Raw genomic sequence first — 19,924 nt, 5'->3', positions numbered from 1 at the left:
TTGATTATGTGTGGATTTGCACAATTAGAACATAAAAAAAAAGCACAAAAAAACCGCACTAATTAATAGGATTTTAAACTCCTTAATGACAGGATTTGAGTGCCAGCCTGATCAAGTATCCCCTGTGCCGAAACAACCCGAAGGTTGGGGCCCGCTTTAGCAAGCATGTAGCTTTCTCGGTATCTTATAAATGTTGAGTTTAACAATCGATAATTAATGCGGTATGCTATTATCTTATTTCCAAAGAACGTTCTCTTATTACTCGCAAGCTAAGGAAGAATCTCTGCTTTTGCAAGGCTTACGGTGTATTTTTTATTCTAAATTAAACAAATTCACACTTCCTATTACTCAAAGCACAAGTTATTAAAACGTTATACTGTAGAGACTGCCTGCTTAAAGCACGAAATTTGGATCAATCAGCAATATTTGTATTTTTGCCAAAAAAATGACTTTGTCAATGGTGCCTTATATCGACATCCATACGCATAACTGTAGTTATCAGTCCAATGTTTGTTCTATCCTATCAATTCAGCAGGAAGAACAACTGTTAGACAGCCAAACGGTATATTATTCTGCAGGAATTCATCCATGGGCAATTAAGTCAGTAAACATTCCTTCGGCATTGAATGAAATGAAAAATCTGGCTTCATACCCGTCAGTTTTAGCAATAGGAGAAATAGGGCTCGATCGAATGACCGAAACTCCTCTTTCCATTCAGGAAGAAGTATTTTGGAAACAATTGCAGATAGCGGATCAATTTAATAAACCGGTAATTATTCATTGTGTAAAGTGTTATTCCGAAATAATCAGCATACGTAAAAAAACAAATACTAAACTTCCATGGATCATTCATGGATTTGTTAAGAACTTGCAGATTGCCGAGGATTTAATAGAATTGGGATGTTATATTTCATTTGGAAAGGCTTTACTGATTAATGAGAATCTGCAGCACATTTTAAAAATGCTTCCTGCAAAAAAAATATTTCTCGAAACGGATGATAGCAATACAGATATTGAAGAATTATACAAAAAGGCAGCAACGATAAAAAACCTTGAAATAGAGGATCTGAAAAAAGAATTACTATCAAATTTTACGACCTGTTTTAATCGATTATGAATAAAGAATGGCTTAGCAGAACAGAACTGCTTCTTGGTAATGATAAATTAGACAAGTTGAAAAATGCACATGTTCTTATTGTTGGACTGGGTGGTGTTGGAGCTTACGCGGCTGAACAAATATGCCGTGCCGGAGTTGGAGAAATGACCATTGTTGACGGCGATGATATTGAAATTACAAATCTTAATCGTCAACTTCCGGCAAGTATCAGCAATCTGGGAAAAGATAAGGCAAAAGTAATGGGCGAACGTCTTTTGGATATCAATCCAAATTTAAAACTCAACATCCTTAACGAATACCTACGGGACGAGAGAATGATTGAAGTTTTGCGAGAAAAAAAGTACGACTATGTTTTGGATGCAATAGATACTTTAGCTCCAAAAATATTTCTCATCTACCACAGTTTACAAAACAATCTGAAAATTGTGAGTGCAATGGGTGCAGGAGGAAAAATGGATCCAACGAAAATTCAGATTACTGATATCTCAAAATCGTATAACTGCAAATTGGCTAGAATGCTTCGTAAAAAACTTCACCAATTAGGAGTGCACGAAGGCGTACAGGTCGTTTTTTCCCCGGAAGATGTATCTAAAAATGCAGTTATACTCGCTGAAAGCAAAAATAAAAGATCAAATGTAGGTACCATTTCCTATATGCCTCCTCTATTCGGATGCTTCTGCTCTTCGGTAGTAATAAATGGTTTATTATCAGATTAATTATTTTTACAGCACAGAAAGCAACATTCCGTGTTGTTCTTTATAATATTTAGTACATTGACAAGAACTAACACATCATTATTTTCTAAGTCAACTGATATGATCTACTACGATATTCTTCCTTCTCCTGTGGGTAATTTGTTGCTTGTTGCAGATGATAATGGTTTAAAACAGATTCAGTTTGATGAAGGGAATCAATCAAATGGAATAAAACCAAATTGGATTAAAGATTCCAATAAATTGAAAACGTTTGCCGATCAATTAATTTCCTACTTTGCCAATGAGCGAACCACATTTGATGTGAAACTCTCACCTGACGGAACCGCTTTTCAAAAACAAATATGGAATCAACTTCTGAAGATTCCATATGGGAAAACGTGTTCTTATCTGGATATTGCCTTGGCTATAAATAAACCTTCTGCGTGCAGAGCAATCGGAATGGCAAATTCTAAAAACCCTATTCCTATAATAATTCCTTGTCATCGGGTTATTGGAAAAAACGGGAAACTTACCGGTTATGCCGGAGGACTATCCAATAAGGCTAAACTGCTGGAAATAGAAAACATTGATCTTACGCCCTCGAAAGATCAATATCTGCTGTTTTAAATGCCACTTACCCTTTATCTATCAGGCTTTTCTATCTTATTCATGTTTTAAGCGTTTTTTCCTGAATAAGAAATATAAATACCCAAAATAGCTTTGATATCATTGACAAATAGGCTAACTTGCGCAAGGCAATTTTGTAGCTAAATGCTGTTTTTTCAGCTAATGAAATTTGCCGAAAAAATCATAAAAATCAATATCCAATTACATGAGTAAAATTTTAGGACATAGTTTCCATATCCCAGTTATGGGAACCGGATTTACGGTGGACACTCCTGTAAAAGTGGCTCATTTAGGAATTTCATCTGTTGTTTCAATTGTTGATGATATTCTACTTGAGAAAATGAGAGAATTGTATTGCAATAAACTCAGCTTGCCATTTTTACCAATTTCGGAGAAGACTAAAGATTTTCGTGCAGAAAGAATCACCTCTTACCTCAATTTAATAGATAAGATCGTAAAAGAGAAATTTGAGAATCTAAAAGCATCCGTACAAGAAAAGAAAGAAAATCTAGAGGAATATCTTGATTTACTTCCTGATTTTTCTGAAGTAAAAAAAGAATTTAAAGAAAAATTTGAAGGCAGTTCTTACGTAAAGGAAGCGAAAGAATGGTTGGTGAAAAACCTTCCTCTTGGTTCTATTGATGTAAACATCATGACCAAGCTAGACAAAGATAACTTTTATGAAGGTGAGCAATTACCTGCAGAATATAACGATGCACATGCAGCTCTTCGTGGATTTGCCATGAGTAACCTGGAGAGCTCCATGGTTTTATCTGCCGGAATGAACCCACGCTTATATGGTTATTTAGAGCAATTTGAAGACTTTTATCCGGATGAAAATGGCTATATAAAGAAGAAAATTGTTCTGAAAGTCAGTGATTACCGCTCTGCCTTAATACAAGGTAAATTCCTTGCAAAAAAAGGAATCTGGATTTCGGAGTTCCGAATTGAATCCGGTTTGAATTGCGGCGGTCATGCTTTTGCAACCGAAGGCTTTTTAATGGGGCCGATTCTTGAAGAATTCAAGAATAACAGAGAGGAATTAAGAATAACTCTTAGCGAGATTTTATTTCAAGCTCTAAAGGGAAAAGAAAGAGTCTGCCCAAAATCAAATTTAGACATAAGAATCACCGCACAAGGTGGAGTTGGAACAGCTGAAGAACAAGAGTTTTTGATGAACCATTACAATCTTGATTCTATTGGCTGGGGAACTCCGTTTCTTTTGGTTCCTGAAGCCTGCGACGTTGATGAAAATACTTTACACCTACTTGAGGAAGCTCAGGAAAAAGATTTAAAGCTTAGCCATGCTTCTCCTTTAGGTGTTCGTTACAACAACCTTGTTGCAAACACCAGAGACAGAGATGTTCTTAAGAAATTTGCAGAAAACAAGCCAGGAAGCGCGTGTACAAAAAAATACATGTTAGCCAATACTGAATTTACTGAAAAACCAATTTGTACCGCGTCAGTTCAATACCAAAAGTTAAAACTGGCTGATTTAAAAGAGAAAAATCTTTCGGAAAAAGAATATGAAAAAGAAGTTAGTTTGCTTCTTGAAAAAACATGTTTGTGTAAAGGTTTGTCGGCATCTTCTTTTTTGGTAAATCATATCGATACAAAAGCAGATGGTGATGGAGTTTCGATTTGTCCTGGACCAAATCTGGCATATTTTTCGAAAAAGGCTAAATTGAAGGAAATGGTTGATCACATTTACAATCGAACAAATTTGATTGTTAGAACAGACCGGCCTCATATGTTCATAAAAGAAATGAGTCTGTATATTGACTATTTAAAAGAACAAATTGATGAGCTTCATAATCCTGTAGCGAAACAACTTAGATCTCTTGAAAAGTACAAAGACAACCTTTTAAACGGGGTTGACTACTATAAAAATTTATCGAATAATATAACCGATAAATTTAAAAACATGAAAAACCAGGTTGGTAAAGATCTCGAGAAATTAGAACTAGAAATTCGGGGATTACTTATTTCCTCTGAAAAATAATCAACATGTAAAGCCAATCGAATATCGATTGGCTTTTCTCTTTCTATCTACCAGCCACCAATCCATTACGCAATACAAATAATTAAAATGGCGTAAAACACCCATTTTTTTTGAGTATTTCTATCCTTCACATTGGGTAAAACCAATGGTTTTTCTCTCTAAAAAAACATCCATATTTGTAAGGTGAAAGGGATATCACAATAAGGTTATTAACCAAATTGTGAAATGAGAGTGATTAGCAGCATGTGCTTCTGCTGCGAGGATACTTTAAATCCTGCAAGGTTTAGGTTAGGGTTAGAATTGTGCAGCAGGATTTAAAGTGATTCTCTTTTCTTTAGTAATTGAATTCATTGGAACGTTTTCCATATTGTTAGTTTTTGCGCAAAACTGTATAAAAGTCTTCACCAACTTTTATGCAGTTTTTTTTGCTGTAAAAAAAGCTGATTTCCTTTCAGAAATCAGCTCAGTCTTATTATATCACAAATTGTTTTTATTCTTCAGCTTCCACCATTTTCTTAATACCCGCAATTTTCTCCAGCATATCAGTTGTGATTGATTTTGGTCTTTCCAAAGGATACCCTAATGCCCTATCCCAAATCACATTGGCACAAATACCAATTGAACGGCCAATACCGAACAGAACGGTATAAAAATCGTATTCAGTAACTCCGTAATGCCACTGAATTACACCAGATTGCGCATCAACGTTTGGCCAGGGATTCTTCGCCTTTCCATGCTCTTTAAGAATATCAGGCACTACCTGATACAGCATATCCGCATATTTAAAAATAGGATCCTCAGGCAGATGTTTCAAACTAAATTCGCGCTGAAGCATATATCTTGGATCAGTCTTACGCAATACAGCATGACCAAAACCAGGAATCACCTGACCCGAGTTTAGTGTATCCCATACAAACTGGGTCATCTCTTCTTTAGTAGGAATCCGATTGTCCATTTTATCCATTACCTCTTGCAGCCATCTTAAAACTTCCTGATTGGCAAGACCATGCAATGGACCGGCCAAACCATTAATCATTGCAGATGTAGAAAGATAAATGTCTGATAATGAACTGGCTACCAAATGGCCTGTATGCGCACTCACATTACCACTTTCATGATCACTATGGATGATGAAATGCAGACGGGACACATCGTCGTAAGGCTTTGCAACGCCCATCATGTGAGCAAAATTGGCTCCCATATCCAAATTAGGATTGGATTGGATTCTTGGTCCCTGACGATACAATTTATTATAAATGTAAGAAGCTATCTCGGGAAGTTTAGCAAGCAGGTTTAATGCATCTTCATAAGTTGCATCCCAATACTCCTTCTTATTTAATCCGGCATGGTACTGTCTGTTAAAAACAGATTCCCTGTTTAACGTAAGAATGGCCGTTGAAAAGATGGCCATAGGATGACTGCAACATGGAAATGAATCAATTACCTCGTAAACATAGCGAGGTACAATTCTACGCTTGCTAAATTCATCAACAACCTGCATTACCTCTTCCTGATTTGGGAAATCTCCGGTAAGGAGCAAATAAAACAATCCCTCAACGTAAGGCATGTCGCCTCCTTTAGGTTTTGGTAAGCCTTTAATTACTTCATTCAATGTAAATCCTCTGTAACGTATCCCTTCATCCGGATCAAGATAAGAGATATCTGTAACCAAAGATTTCAGTCCCCTCATTCCTCCAATTATCTGGGATATTGTAACCTGATCAACAACTACATCCCCGTATTCTTCCAATAATCTTTTTGTTCTAGGTCTATGTTCCTTAATTTTTTTGAACAAAGTTTGCTTTAGTGTTTTTTTCATATGGTCTAAACTTTATGTTTGGAAACCAACCGGGGAGACTGATTTCACGTTAGGAAATGTTTATTGTTTATTTTGCGTTTTGTATTCTGATTAAATTTAAAGCACTTCCTGCTTTAAACCACTCAATTTGAACATCGTTATAGGTATGGTTCGCTACAATTGTATCTTTTGAACCATCTTCATGCGTAACAATTAATTTCAATGGTTTTCCAGGAGCGAAATCTGTTAATCCGGTAACATCAAATTTATCCTTCTCCTGAATTTTATCGTAATCAGCTTTGTTTGCAAATGTCAATCCCAAAACACCTTGTTTTTTTAGGTTTGTTTCATGGATCCTGGCGAAAGAACGAACGATTACCACTTTAACACCTAAATGTCGTGGTTCCATTGCCGCATGTTCTCTTGATGAGCCTTCGCCGTAATTTTCATCTCCAACCACAACAGAGCCCAATCCGATGGCTTTTAAATCTCTTGCTGTAACAGGCACTTCTTCATATTTGCCGTTTACCGGATTAAATATCGAATTGGTTTCCTCATTGAAATAATTAACGGCACCAATCAACATGTTATTAGAAATATTATCCAAATGTCCTCTGTATCTTAACCATGGTCCTGCCATAGAAATATGATCGGTTGTACATTTTCCTTTTGCCTTAATCAATAAATTCAACCCAGTCCAGTCTTTACCATCCCAGGCTTGAAATGGGGCAAGCAGCTGCAGGCGCTCCGAACTCTCATTCACATTAATGGCAATCGCACTTCCATCAGCACCGGGAGCCAAATAACCGGAATCCTTCATATCGAAACCATTCGGTGGAAATTCCAAACCTTTTGGTTCATCCAATCTCACTTCAACACCATCTTCATTAATCAAAGTGTCGGTCATCGGATTAAAACAAAGATCTCCCGCAATAGCCAGGGCAGTAACCAATTCCGGTGATGCTACAAAACCATGAGTATTTGGATTGCCGTCATTTCGTTTGGCAAAATTTCTATTGAATGAAGTTATAATAGAATTCTTACGGGTTGGATCCTCGGTATGACGTTTCCACTGTCCGATGCAAGGTCCGCAGGCATTGGCCATAATTACTCCGCCGATGTCTTCAAACTCCTTTAAAATACCATCACGTTCCGTTGTATATCTTACCAATTCAGAACCCGGAGTCACCACAAATTCTGCTTTTACTTTCAGGTTTTTATCCTTAGCCTGCCTGGCCAAAGATGCTGCTCTTGAAAGATCTTCGTAAGAAGAATTGGTACACGATCCAATTAGTCCAACCTCCAATGTTTGAGGGTAATTATTTTCTTTAACAGCCTTTCCAAATTCACTTAAACTATGAGCCAAATCAGGAGTAAAAGGACCGTTAATATATGGCTGCATTTCGGATAAGTTGATTTCGATTACCTGATCGTAATATTTTTCAGGATTCTCATACACTTCCTCATCCGAACGAAGATGATCCATTACCACATCTGCTAAATCAGCAACATCTTCACGTCCTGTGTGACGAAGATAATTGCTCATATTTTGATCGTAACCGAAAATTGATGTAGTTGCACCAATTTCGGCTCCCATATTACAGATGGTTCCTTTACCGGTACAAGACATCGCATCAGCGCCTTCGCCAAAATATTCAACAATAGCGCCTGTTCCCCCTTTAACAGTAAGAATTCCGGCAACTTTTAATATTACATCTTTAGGAGAAACCCAACCGCTTAATTTACCGGTCAACTTCACTCCTATTAATTTAGGCATTTTTAATTCCCATGGCATTCCTGCCATCACATCCACAGCATCGGCACCACCAACACCAATTGCAATCATTCCCAGTCCTCCTGCATTTACAGTATGCGAGTCGGTTCCAATCATCATTCCTCCAGGAAAGGCATAATTTTCCAATACAACCTGATGAATAATACCAGCACCTGGCTTCCAAAATCCAATTCCATATTTCTGAGAAACAGACTCTAAGAAATCGTACACTTCGTTGTTTTGTTGTTTTGCATCAGCCAAGTCTTTCTCTGCACCAATTGATGCCTGAATTAAATGGTCGCAATGAACCGTTGATGGTACAGCAACTTTAGTCTTCCCGGCATTCATAAACTGCAAAAGTGCCATTTGCGCTGTCGCATCCTGCATGGCAACTCTATCGGGAGCAAAATTCACGTAATCTTCTCCTCTTGTAAACTTATTCCCTTTTTCCTCAACAGATAAATGGGAGTATAAAATTTTCTCGCTTAAGGTAAGCGGTTTGCCTAAATTTTTACGGGCATTTTTCACCCTTTCAGGCATTTGTTCGTAAACAGATTTTATCAATTTAAAATCAAATAGCATAGTTTGATGAATTTTTGATTTATATATATTTTCATTGGTATTTATTTCGAATTCGAAAAAGTCTACAAAATAAATAAATTATTATCGGATTTCCCGATCTTTTTATGCATTTTATTGTGCGTCTTACTCAAACACCTGCGTTCTGGCTTACAGCTGTTTATAAGGCTTTCAGTAAAAAACTGATCTGCTAAGTATAATTAAATTTAAATATCTAAATATAACAAAAACTTGGTATATTAAAAAGCATGTACTAAAAATCTTCATGAGTTTTCAGACCGCTTAAAAAGGAACATAATTATTCCTTCCTTCCAATAAATTCCCCCTTGATGAAACAGACTTTTCAGGTATTTCTGAACTTCGGTAAGTTAGGTGCTTTTACTTGCCCTTACTCCCAAATTCCACAACTTGAAGATCTTTAATTTCCTTTGCTTCGATTGTGAATTTGACCATAGTCTGCACTTTGTGATAACCATGAACTCCAGATGCTCCCGGATTTATATGCAAAAGATTCAATTCTTTATCGAAAATAACCTTAAGAATATGCGAATGACCTGAAATAAATAATTGCGGAGCATTCTCAAAAATTTCGGGTTTTACATTCCGATCGTAATTTTTTGGATAACCCCCAATGTGTGTGATCCAGACATCAACCTCCTCGCAAACGAAGCGTTGGTGTTTTGGGTAAACCAAGCGAACATTATGGTCATCTATATTTCCATGAACGGCTCTAAGTGGTGCAATTTCAGCTAATTTATCAGCAATTTCAATTCCTCCGATATCTCCGGCATGCCATATTTCATCGCATTCTTTAAGATGTTTTACCACAACCGGGTCAAGCCATCCATGAGTATCAGAAAGTAATCCTATTCGCTTCATAAATTTTTTATTATCCGCAATTTTGAAGCGTAAATCTACAAAAAGAAAATGAAAGAAAATGCAGAAATAATCAAATTGAATTAAGCAATCGTTAGCGCTTTAAAGCACCATATCCCAGGGCAACCGCCCTTGCATGGGGTTCATTAGGCTGCTAGAGGGCAAGCTATTTAATCGGCAGCTAAACACCTATAATCAGCAAAAAATGATTACTTTTGCATGCTTTTATTTTTAAAGAAAATACTATCAATGGGGTTTAAAGACGAGATAAAAAGACGAAGAACATTTGGGATTATTTCTCATCCGGATGCGGGAAAAACAACACTAACTGAAAAATTACTTTTATTTGGTGGTGCTATTCATGTTGCTGGTGCTGTAAAATCAAACAAAATAAAAAAAACGGCTACTTCCGATTTCATGGAAATTGAACGACAAAGAGGAATCTCTGTTGCAACTTCCGTTATGGGATTTGAATACAAGGGTCACAAAATAAATATTCTTGACACACCAGGTCACCAGGATTTTGCTGAAGATACCTTCCGAACACTTACAGCATGTGATAGTGTAATTATCGTTATTGATGTTGCAAAAGGAGTTGAGGCACAAACCAGAAAATTAATGCAGGTTTGCAGAATGCGAAAAACTCCGGTTATTGTTTTCATTAACAAAATGGACCGAAGCGGAAAAGACGCGTTCGATTTGCTTGATGAGATTGAAACCGAATTGCAAATCAGTGTGAATCCTTTAAGCTGGCCAATTAACATGGGACCTGATTTTAAGGGTGTTTACAATATCTACCAGAAGAATTTGAGTTTGTTTACACCGGCAACTCAAACAATTCAGGAGACCATTGAATTTGACGATCTCTCCAATCCTAAATTGGAAGAATACATTGGGGATGATGCCGAAATACTCAGAGAAGAACTTGATCTAGTTTCAGGTGTTTATCCTGAATTGGATATTCAGGAATATCTGGATGCAAAAATTGCTCCTGTTTTCTTCGGTTCGGCTTTAAATAATTTTGGTGTTCGGGAACTTTTGGATGCTTTTATTCAGATTGCACCTTCTCCCCGTCCTTGCCAAACTGTTGAGCGTGTAATTGAACCTACAGAAGAAAAATTTTCAGGCTTTGTTTTTAAGATTCATGCGAATATGGATCCAAATCACCGCGACCGCATTGCCTTTGTGAAAATTGTGTCGGGTGTATTTAGAAGAAATACTGCTTATTTGCATGTACGAAACGGAAAAAGAATAAAGTTTTCGAGTCCAACTGCATTTATGGCCGAGAAAAAATCGATTATTGAGGAAGCCTATCCGGGTGATATTGTTGGTTTGCACGATACGGGAAACTTTAAAATTGGTGATACTTTAACGGAAGGTGAAAAAATCCACTTCAAAGGAATTCCGAGCTTCTCTCCTGAGTTGTTTAAATACATCGAGAATGCTGATCCGATGAAATCGAAACAACTGGCAAAAGGTGTTGACCAATTAATGGATGAAGGAGTTGCTCAGCTTTTCACTTCTGAATTTAATGGCCGCAAGGTTATTGGTACAGTGGGTGCACTTCAGTTCGAAGTTATTGAATATCGTTTACTACACGAATATACTGCCTCATGCCGCTGGGAACATATCAACCTTCACAAAGCTTGCTGGATTAAGTCCAACGATGATGAACAGCTGAAAGAGTTTAAAAAAGCCAAATATCAATACATCGCAAAAGATAAACACGGTAGAGATGTTTTCCTTGCTGATTCTGGCTATATGCTGCAAATGGCACAAAGCAATTACCCCAAATTGGAATTCCATTTCACATCGGAATTTTAATCATCTAACTACGATATTAACAATTATTTATATGGCATTAAAAGAAGGATTATCTGTAACACAAACAATGACTGTCAGCAAAACAGATACAGCAATACATCATGGCTCCGGGAAACTGGAAGTGTTTGCCACACCGGCCATGGTGGCTTTCATGGAAAATACGGCAGTTGCCTGTATTGATCCGGAAATGGAAAAAGGCACCGATAGTGTCGGCATTCAAATTGACACCAAACACAGCAAAGCCAGTAAAGTTGGAGCTTTAATTACCTGCACCGCTAAATTGGTAAAAGTAGATGGCAAGAAACTAAGTTTCGAAATTGAAGCTTCTGACGAGGGAGGAAACATCGGAAACGCATCTCATATTCGATACATCATCGATCCTGTGAAATTTATGAGCAGACTCTAAACCCTGCTTTCAAAATATGAGAAAAGCCTGCAAATCTTTATGAATTGCAGGCTTTTTAAAGTTTATCCACCAGCAGGACTTGTTCTTCTTTGATCAATAACAGAAAACAATACACCTCAGAGAAACACAGAGAATTTAATATTTGGCATCTATCCTTTGTAACTATTCTTAATCCATCAAGCGTTTTTCGCCATCCAGTCTGCGGATATCAGTTACATCCTGGCTGACTTCAATACAGCCTTTGTAAGCATTATCCTCATCGCGTAAAGCGAAATACTGAATCAAAACGAATCTCCCCTTCATCTGAATCCAAAACGATTCGCTGTCCTTTTCACCACTTTTAAACGCTTTCACCAAATCGTCAACCACATGAACGCTCTCGGGTGGATGACAATTCTGTACCGTTCTTCCAATGATCGCTTTCGAGCGGGGGAAAAAGCGTTCTTTCGGATTGGAAAAGAAACACACCCGGTCATTTTCATCAATCATGGTAATATCAACCGGCAAATGATTCAGCAACATCATCGCTTGTTTCAAAGTCATTAGTCCCGTTTCAAAGTTAAGTACTGCATCTCCCAATTGATCCATATCTAATTTATTTCCTGCCATTTCGCGCTTGTTTGTTTCTTGTTTTTTTTCCTTTTTCACCAGTTTGGGAGCTTCGATAAAACTGAAGCCAATTTCATGACTTTGTTCGTTCATTTCCTCCCACAATTCCTCCGAAACGGCATTTAATGCCACCGGAAACAATAAATATTCCTCTCTTGAAATAATGGCATACATGAAAAAGAACAAATCACCCAACAATTTATTAATCAATTGCAGATTGATAAAGCTGGATGTAAGCTCTGCAGTCAATTGCTTTTGAACTCTTCGGATATCATCGTGAATGGACCACATTACACCCAAACATTTGTAATCGGGAAACTGATTTTCGAAATAAGGAAAGAAAATATTTTCTTTGCGCTGGTAATGCTTATCCATCTCAGCCAAGGCTTCTATCTTAGTTTTCAGGAAAGACAATTCATCAGCCAATTTCACCTCATCTTTTATGGTATTGATGCTTTTTGCCAATGGTTTAATTTCCTTCAGGCGAGTATCCAGCTCAGCATTTTCCTGCATCATAATGCCCAAAAAATGAGTCGGGTCCACATCAGGCTTTGGATGATTATGTATCTGCCTGTGAAATACGTTGAGTGCTTTATTGATCCCTATCTTAAGATCTTCCATCGGAAGTTTTGCCTCAACCAAACGATGCACTACCAAAACAATATCGTTTGGTGTTAATTGGTCGATAGCCGTTTGATGCTTTTTGATTAATCCGGTACCTTTTGCTCCATTTATCAGCTGAAAGCAAAAGTCATATAACGAATTAACTCTTGCCTGATTGTTATTTATAAATTCGGACATATGGTAATTTTTATTGTTCCTAATTCGGGAAAAATACAATAAAAAGCCCATGAAACCAATATATTTGAAAGTTCTGTTCTATCAATTAAACAGAAATAAAATGCTTAATATGAACAGAAAACCTAAATATTTACCGTGAAATGATTCATTAGATGTTTGATTACATTTCGTGCGTTATCGGGGTAATTTATACGAACAGACTTTTCTTTTTCTTTTAACCAATGCCCAATTAATTTAATACTGTATTCCTCCAAATCATAAAAAACGGGAACTCCTAATTCTTCCAATGCATAGGCATTACAAACCTGCTCGAATTGATTCTTCATTGGAATTACCGCCAACTTCTTGCCCAAATGCATGGTTTCGGCAGGTGTTTCGAAACCGGCACCACAAAGAACACCTTCACAATCTTTTAATCCTTCAATAAATTCTTCTGAATTAACCGCCCTTACGCTTATATTATTTTTCTGATATGCCTGCTTGCTGTGTTTTGAGAAAACCAACCACTTTGTAGATGAAAACTGCGACAGCACTGAGATTATTTTCTCATCGGAATAAGCCGGCAGATACACCACATAAAAGCCCTTGTTCTGCACCTCCAATTTGCGGATTTCCCTTCGTATTATCGGTGTAAACATGTTGTGCCCGTATTCTTTAAAATGAAAACTTAAATTTTGTGAGCAAGGAGCATAGTATTTTAAGATTTTAAATCCGAATGCATCTATGTTTCCGGGCAAAGGAGTTCTGCTATTCAGCATTGCTGACTGATGACTAAGCCCTAAACAGAATACCTTTTTCAGTTTGCAGGCCCATGCTGTAACCGGTTCAAAATCGCTGATTACCAAATCGTACTCTTCAACCGGAAGTGATTTTATATCCCGGATAAAACGGTAAACATTAAATTTTCGAATGGTTTTCCAAATATCAACACCTCCGCTTTTACCAAAAAAGAAGCCCAGTCCCTGCTTTTTATATTTGATTGGATGTTTAAATTCCAAATCGTGATGAAGACCGGAAATTAAAATGTCGACTTCGGCCTCTTCTTTTAAATGAGGTATTAATTCAATTGCCCGGCTTAAATGTCCATTGCCGGTACCTTGAATTCCGTATAGTATTTTCATTGATTCAGTATAATATAGAAAAGAGAAAGCTTGTAATAACGAACTAGGATGCAATAAGCTTATTATTGGATGTAAATTCAGTGAGCATCTCCTTGAATATTTTATCGTAATCATCCAGCTTGTAACTATCCAAATCAGGAACTACATCTCTGGCATTTTCATCTTCATTATACTCATAAATACTCCATTTCCCCTGGTGATATTCCAGAGCACTCAAACTTTCAATCCAATCTCCTGAATTAAGATACATTGTTGCCCCTTCTTTATTACTTATTTCCTTCATTTCAGGGTGATGAATGTGCCCGCAAACTACATAATCGTAGCCTTTTGTTATGGCAATATCTCCGGCAATTTCCTCGAAATTATTAATGTATTTCACAGCCGACTTCACGCTGTTCTTGATCTTCTTAGATAGAGACACCTTCTCCTTGCCCAACATTTTAGCAAAAAAGTTAACAGCCGAATTAATCAGAATCAGCAGATCATAACCAATAGATCCTAACTTGGTCAGCCATTTGGCATACTGCATGGTAACATCGAAAACATCGCCATGAAATATCCACGCCTTTTTTCCATCGAGATTCAAAACGATTTTATTCACGATACTTAAACCTCCCAAGGTAAAACCTTCAAATTTCCGAAGCAATTCATCATGATTTCCGGTAACGTAATAAACAGGAATCCCTTTGGATAAAAAAGAGGTAAAATGCTTGATGATGCGCATGTGTGATTTTGGCCAGAATCGTTTGCTAAACTGCCAGATATCAACAATGTCTCCATTCAAAATTACTTTCTTAGGCTGAATCGAACTTAGGTACTTCAACAGTTCTTCGGCCCGACATCCCATGGTTCCCAAATGAATATCAGAAAGAACCAAAACATCTACTTCGCGTTTGCTTTTAGGCATAAATAACAGATTAATTTATACAATAAATATATACTGCGCCTGTTAACTTATAGCCTAACCTATTTTATGAAATAATAAAAAAACACAGCTTTATTGTTAAGAAATTGTTACAAGCCCAAAACAGAGATGCATGATGGGAAAAGGAGAATGGCGAAAAAATAAATGTGGTGAAAGATTTCCGAATCGGGCTGAGACTGTCCTATTTTGGGCAGACATTCCGCAAATCGGGCGGACAGTCCCGAAAAGATTGTAAAGGCATTCCGGACTGTTTTACCCTTCACCCTTTTTATTTCCTGTTTATTTCATAAGTTGTTTAAAGAAACCCGGAGTATTTGTTTCAAATGTCATCTCTTTTTTAGTAAAAGGATGTTGTATGGTAAGCGATGCCGAATGAAGAGCCAAGCGCTTCACTCCCTTTCCTTTTATTCCATAAACTTTGTCGCCCGCCACCGGATGTCCATGTTCGGAGAAATGAACGCGAATCTGATTTTTACGGCCGGTAAACAAGTTTATTTCGAGCATACTAAAGTATTTCGATTCCCTGATGACCTTATAACCGGTTTTTGCATACTTCCCTTTGTTCGGATTTTTAACAGAAAAAACCCTGTGAATGCTGTTCTCGGTCAGGTACGATTCTATAATGCCCTCCTTTTTGTCCAGCTTTCCTTCAACAACAGCAATGTATGTTTTACTGAAACTTTGCCACTCGGTTTGCAGAAATATTTTTGCCGCTTCTGTTTTGGCAAATACCAATACGCCTGAAGTATCCTTATCCAGACGATGCACAATAAAAATTCTGTTTTTCGATCGCGGATTTCCTTTTTTTACGTAATGCGTTACATGCTGATAAGCTGTTTTCGTGCGCTCACGATCACTTCCCATGGTTAGCAAACCACTCACTTTCTCAACAACAATTATATCCTGATCTTCGTGAAGAATGGCACAACCTCTGGGTTGAAATCTAGGCTTTACTTTATGCTGTGGTTTTTGACTCTCTTCCATTATTTCTATCTGCGGATATCGGATTAAGGCTATGTTTTTTTGATTGTGCAAAGATTGCTCTTTCCTTTTAAGGATACAACTAAATTCCCTTTTTGTATTGTCGGTTGGTGGTATATTGAATCACTTCCTTCACTTTCGTTTCAGAATCTGCTTTTCCGTCAAGCAGATTTTCAAAAAGCTGAATGACTTCTGATTTCGATATCAATAGCTTGCTCTCGGTTTTTACATCTCGTAAATCAATCAGTAAAGAAGAAAAAACAGCTGGCAATTCATTTAGAATGTCTGTATTCAGGAAATTGTTCTGATTGTAGATGGTATGATAGTTTCCTTCTGATTTTTCAATTAAAAACGAATCGTTTTTCAGATTGGTGATGGATGATGATTTCCCGCATTGCTGAATGCATGTATCATCCACCCGGTTTTTCTCACAACCAGTTACCTGATGAAACAAACATTGTCTGCTGATCATTAGTACAATGTGATGATAAATGCTGTAGTGAATTTTAAAATTTACCGGCTTTTTTATGTTTTTAATCTGATTTTGGTTCAACTCATTCGAGATAAACGCCCCGGAGCAATTCAATTCCTCTTTTAAAGCCAGCAGGCCATACGAATTCGCAATATTAATTTGCGAACCTGCAATCCAATCTATTCCCAACTGATAAGCTTCGTAAGCTATGCCGGTGTTATTGGTGACAATCAATTTTGGTTTTAGCTGTTTCAGAAATTCGACCGCCGCAGTATAATCTTCCCCAATAATCACCGAAGGAAAGTAAGGAATCAAATTTTTGTTCTTTGCAAAGAAATCTACAAAGTGAGAACATTGGCCCTTAAAACTATTGGGCAGCTGAAAATAGATGTCGGCTTTGGTTTCATTAACAAGAAACTCATCTTTTTCAGAAGAAATCAATACTGAAAGCCTCGGTTTATCAATCTCCTTTTCAGGATTCTTTATGGCAGGAAGAGTAACCGGAACAACAGTTTCTTTCGATCCATTTAAAATGAACAGGATTTTTTTCTTAAGTGAAGTAAGCTCTTTAAAAGAAATATAAACCTCAGCCTTTATGCCTTCCAAATTCAACTCCTCTATAAAATATTCGGTGTCGTTAAAAGCTTTGAATCGCTTTAAAACCATAGCCTCAGTCAACACCTCTGTGCCCTTGTTGAACAGATTGCTTTCCGAAAATATATCAAAGCCTGCCTCCGGTGTTTTTACAGAAACTTTTAATGGAGAGCCACATTCTCCGGAAAGATAAATTTGTAAAGGCGCTTTTTCAGCACTCACCTGATTGATCTTAGCTTCAACCATTGCTTTTATCTCTTCCTTTTCCTGATATAATTTTAACTGCCCAACTTCTGCCTCATCAGCGGAAGCGTACAAATTAATTTCGGAAAGATGCTTGATGGAATGATCGCGGGGATTATCGATGAACATGCTTTTGCTGATCTCCCCTTTTAGCAAAGTATTTGAAAAGCTGCGGTTAAAAACTTTGTACAAAAGGCTATCATCCGTGCCAATTTTGCTTTGTGAGTAAAAAGTATCGAGTTGCTTTCTCCAGGCATCCACCACCGTGTACACATAATCGCACTTTTTAATTCTTCCTTCAATTTTTAGGGAATCAACACCGACATCGTACAATTCCTTCAGATCGAAAAAGGCCGAATTGTCTTTTAAATTCAGCGGGTATTCTTTGCCTGCTGCAGTAGTCTTGTACTGATCGCGGCAAGGTTGACTGCAACGACCGCGGTTGCCCGAATTCCCACTTAAAACAGAACTAATATAGCAGAGTCCCGAAAAGGAGATGCAATTGGAACCATGCACAAACACCTCTGTTAAAACATTGTTCTTATGCGCTGCGGATGTCAGATGCTTTATTTCATGGATATTCAACTCGCGGGATAAATTTACCCGGGTTGCAGAAAGTTTGCTCAGGAATTTTATCTGCCCTTCGTTATGAGTGGTCAACTGAGTAGAAGCATGAACATTGAGTGATTTAAAATACTTTTTGAGCAGATAAAGCATTCCCAGATCCTGCACAATTACACCATCAATACTGGTATTTACCAACTTGTTCAGCAAACTAATCAGAGCCGGAATTTCGCGTTCTATGATAATGATATTGAGTGTAAGAAAAACTTCACAATTGTGGCTGTGAGCCAAATGCAAAATGCCCTGCAGATCTTGAAAACCAATATTGACAGCTCTATTCCGGGCATTGAACTGATCCAGTCCGCAATACACCGCATTTGCACCGGCCAATATCGCTGCTTTTATGGAATCAACATCTCCGCCCGGCGCTAATAATTCAATCTTTCTTTTCGTCACCATCCTACTCTTTGTTAAGATGCCAAAAGTAAAGCTTTTTTAGTTGGATTCTCTAAATGGGTTTTCGATTCAAACATTAACGGTTTGATTTGTCTCCCTCAATTCTGACTCCCCCGTTTTAGAATAAAGAAATTTTGCCCGATCTAAATCAACAGGCTGATCAATATCAACGGACAAAAAGTATTTTAACTGCCATTTTTGTGTTTTTTCTGCCTGCTTGCTATTTGCCTTATCCCAAGGTGGATAAACGCGGAATCCTCTTTTTCCATCCTTTCGGTCAGTTGCAATAATGCCTTGTTTTACCAATTCTGATTTAGGGAAAATAAATTGTCCAAAATAGCTGCCTGAGCGAGTGTTTATGATGAAAAAATCGATTCCATCGGAGATACTAAAAGCTTGTGTCAGCCCATTTGTATCCCTTTTCCATACGGTAACAAATTGTCCTGTTTTTGCAGGAGTAATTTTTGCTTTTCTTGCTATCGCCAAAAAATTATTGATTTTGAATGCGCAGGCATTATATTCCTTGCTTTCCTTTTCCAAAACAAAGTTCGTGATTTCGAAAGCACATTTGTCGTAAACATGCTCCTTTACTATTGAAAAATCGAAGTTTGATGTCATCATTTAGCCTCTTCTTTTTTCTTTTCTACAATTCTTTGCACTTCATTTAACAGCAAAGGGAAAGCTGGTTCAGTCATTCCGTGTCCATAACCATTCAATTCATAAAGTTTAGTTTCTTTATGGCCAACAACCTTCATCATTCGCATTAAATATGCATTCTCTTCATACCGTCCCAATAATTCCAGTTCCCGGTCGCCGGTAATTAGAAGTAAAGGCGGAGCATCCGGTCTTACATGAAAAAGTGGTGCCAAATCATCAACAACTGGTTGCGTTCCTGCTATTCCCCGTTCTTCACGAACCGTAAAATGGGTAATGGCCTGACCGCTAAATGGAATCAGACCTGCAATTTGATTCGCATCTATCCCATAGGGTTTCAGCCACCTCTTATCCAAACCAATCATACTGGTAAGATATCCACCGGCAGAATGTCCCGAAACAAAAATCAGGTTTGAATCCCCGCCAAAACTGTTTATATTTTTGAAAACCCACGCTACCGATGCCGCCGCATCTTCGATGTATTTTGGCGCATTTACTTTTGGATATAAACGGTAATTAACCGCAACAATACAAACGCCTTTCTCTTTTAATACTGCAGGAAACTCCTTATTACCAGCCTTTAACCCTCCTCCGTGAAACCAGACTACAATCGCAAAATCTTTTACATTTACCGGATAGTAAATGTCTAAAACACAACGCTCTTTTATGTAAGCATCACCCGAATTTATGGAATCGCTGTAGTAATTAATGTCTGTTTTTAATTCATATGTGGTTTTCTGGCCAAATACCATGCATCCATAAACTATGAATACAATTGACAGCAGTAAATTTTTCATTTTTTCTTA

The 19,924-nt window shown here is 37.5% G+C and carries 16 protein-coding genes; 6 read left to right on the top strand and 10 right to left on the bottom strand.

The features are described from left to right. The first annotated feature begins 445 nt into the window (after nt 1-445). From ACHZAX_RS05330 to ACHZAX_RS05315, 4 genes are all read left to right on the top strand, one after another. Complete coding sequence (locus ACHZAX_RS05330; RefSeq protein ID WP_320018308.1) at nt 446-1,117, top strand: TatD family hydrolase; 672 nt, start codon at nt 446-448, stop codon at nt 1,115-1,117. Continuing rightward, a complete protein-coding gene (locus tag ACHZAX_RS05325) occupies nt 1,114-1,833 on the top strand; it encodes a tRNA threonylcarbamoyladenosine dehydratase (RefSeq protein WP_320018307.1) in 720 nt (239 codons plus the stop codon). Before ACHZAX_RS05330 ends, ACHZAX_RS05325 begins: the two co-directional genes overlap by 4 nt. A gap of 99 nt (nt 1,834-1,932) precedes the next feature. Then, entirely contained in the window at nt 1,933-2,439 is a 507-nt protein-coding gene (locus tag ACHZAX_RS05320) for a methylated-DNA--[protein]-cysteine S-methyltransferase (RefSeq protein ID WP_320018306.1), read from the top strand. Between the two features lie 205 nt (nt 2,440-2,644). After that, on the top strand, nt 2,645-4,441 hold the full coding sequence (locus ACHZAX_RS05315; protein WP_320018305.1) for a hypothetical protein: 1,797 nt from the start codon (nt 2,645-2,647) through the stop codon (nt 4,439-4,441). A 490-nt stretch (nt 4,442-4,931) separates the two neighbouring features. Here ACHZAX_RS05315 and ACHZAX_RS05310 read toward each other — a convergent pair whose 3' ends face one another. The 3 genes from ACHZAX_RS05310 to ACHZAX_RS05300 form a co-directional block, all read right to left on the bottom strand. Further along, on the bottom strand, nt 4,932-6,260 hold the full coding sequence (locus tag ACHZAX_RS05310) for a citrate (Si)-synthase (protein WP_101308456.1): 1,329 nt from the start codon (nt 6,258-6,260) through the stop codon (nt 4,932-4,934). A gap of 67 nt (nt 6,261-6,327) precedes the next feature. Next, nucleotides 6,328-8,595, bottom strand: coding sequence for an aconitate hydratase (locus ACHZAX_RS05305; protein ID WP_320018304.1), 2,268 nt, complete (start codon nt 8,593-8,595; stop codon nt 6,328-6,330). Nucleotides 8,596-8,970: 375 nt separating this feature from the next. Further along, nucleotides 8,971-9,471 carry a metallophosphoesterase family protein gene (locus ACHZAX_RS05300; protein WP_101308458.1) on the bottom strand — a complete coding sequence of 167 codons (501 nt, stop codon included), beginning with the start codon at nt 9,469-9,471 and terminating at the stop codon, nt 8,971-8,973. A gap of 216 nt (nt 9,472-9,687) precedes the next feature. On the opposite strand from ACHZAX_RS05300, the gene ACHZAX_RS05295 reads away from it, so the two are divergent. Both ACHZAX_RS05295 and ACHZAX_RS05290 read left to right on the top strand, forming a co-directional pair. Continuing rightward, nucleotides 9,688-11,292, top strand: a complete 1,605-nt coding sequence (locus ACHZAX_RS05295; RefSeq protein ID WP_245870248.1) for a peptide chain release factor 3 — start codon at nt 9,688-9,690, stop codon at nt 11,290-11,292. A 31-nt stretch (nt 11,293-11,323) separates the two neighbouring features. Beyond that, complete coding sequence (locus tag ACHZAX_RS05290; RefSeq protein ID WP_101308460.1) at nt 11,324-11,698, top strand: thioesterase family protein; 375 nt, start codon at nt 11,324-11,326, stop codon at nt 11,696-11,698. 168 nt (nt 11,699-11,866) lie between these two features. On the opposite strand, the gene ACHZAX_RS05285 is transcribed toward ACHZAX_RS05290, so the two are convergent. The 7 genes from ACHZAX_RS05285 to ACHZAX_RS05255 all read right to left on the bottom strand — a co-directional run bounded on the left by ACHZAX_RS05285 (nt 11,867) and on the right by ACHZAX_RS05255 (nt 19,915). After that, complete coding sequence (locus ACHZAX_RS05285; protein ID WP_320018303.1) at nt 11,867-13,108, bottom strand: DUF438 domain-containing protein; 1,242 nt, start codon at nt 13,106-13,108, stop codon at nt 11,867-11,869. 122 nt (nt 13,109-13,230) lie between these two features. Next, the gene (locus ACHZAX_RS05280) at nt 13,231-14,229 is read right to left on the bottom strand and encodes a glycosyltransferase family protein (protein ID WP_101308462.1); all 999 of its coding nucleotides are present in this window, start codon (nt 14,227-14,229) and stop codon (nt 13,231-13,233) included. 43 nt (nt 14,230-14,272) lie between these two features. Beyond that, nucleotides 14,273-15,136 carry a UDP-2,3-diacylglucosamine diphosphatase gene (locus ACHZAX_RS05275; RefSeq protein ID WP_320018302.1) on the bottom strand — a complete coding sequence of 288 codons (864 nt, stop codon included), beginning with the start codon at nt 15,134-15,136 and terminating at the stop codon, nt 14,273-14,275. A 297-nt stretch (nt 15,137-15,433) separates the two neighbouring features. Beyond that, complete coding sequence (locus tag ACHZAX_RS05270; protein WP_218972995.1) at nt 15,434-16,189, bottom strand: RluA family pseudouridine synthase; 756 nt, start codon at nt 16,187-16,189, stop codon at nt 15,434-15,436. A gap of 28 nt (nt 16,190-16,217) precedes the next feature. Beyond that, nucleotides 16,218-18,467, bottom strand: coding sequence for a U32 family peptidase (locus tag ACHZAX_RS05265; RefSeq protein ID WP_320018301.1), 2,250 nt, complete (start codon nt 18,465-18,467; stop codon nt 16,218-16,220). Between the two features lie 66 nt (nt 18,468-18,533). Then, nucleotides 18,534-19,085 (bottom strand): MepB family protein, encoded by a 552-nt coding sequence (locus ACHZAX_RS05260; RefSeq protein ID WP_101308466.1) that lies wholly within the window; start codon nt 19,083-19,085, stop codon nt 18,534-18,536. Next, nucleotides 19,082-19,915 (bottom strand): alpha/beta hydrolase, encoded by an 834-nt coding sequence (locus tag ACHZAX_RS05255; RefSeq protein ID WP_320018300.1) that lies wholly within the window; start codon nt 19,913-19,915, stop codon nt 19,082-19,084. The genes ACHZAX_RS05260 and ACHZAX_RS05255 overlap by 4 nt, the downstream gene beginning before the upstream one ends. Nucleotides 19,916-19,924 lie beyond the last annotated feature (9 nt).

This window comes from Labilibaculum manganireducens (assembly GCF_963665805.2).
Lineage (GTDB): Bacteria > Bacteroidota > Bacteroidia > Bacteroidales > Marinifilaceae > Labilibaculum > Labilibaculum manganireducens.
The sequence above is the reverse complement of the archived record's forward strand: the minus strand, read 5'-3'. Positions and strand labels throughout refer to the sequence as shown.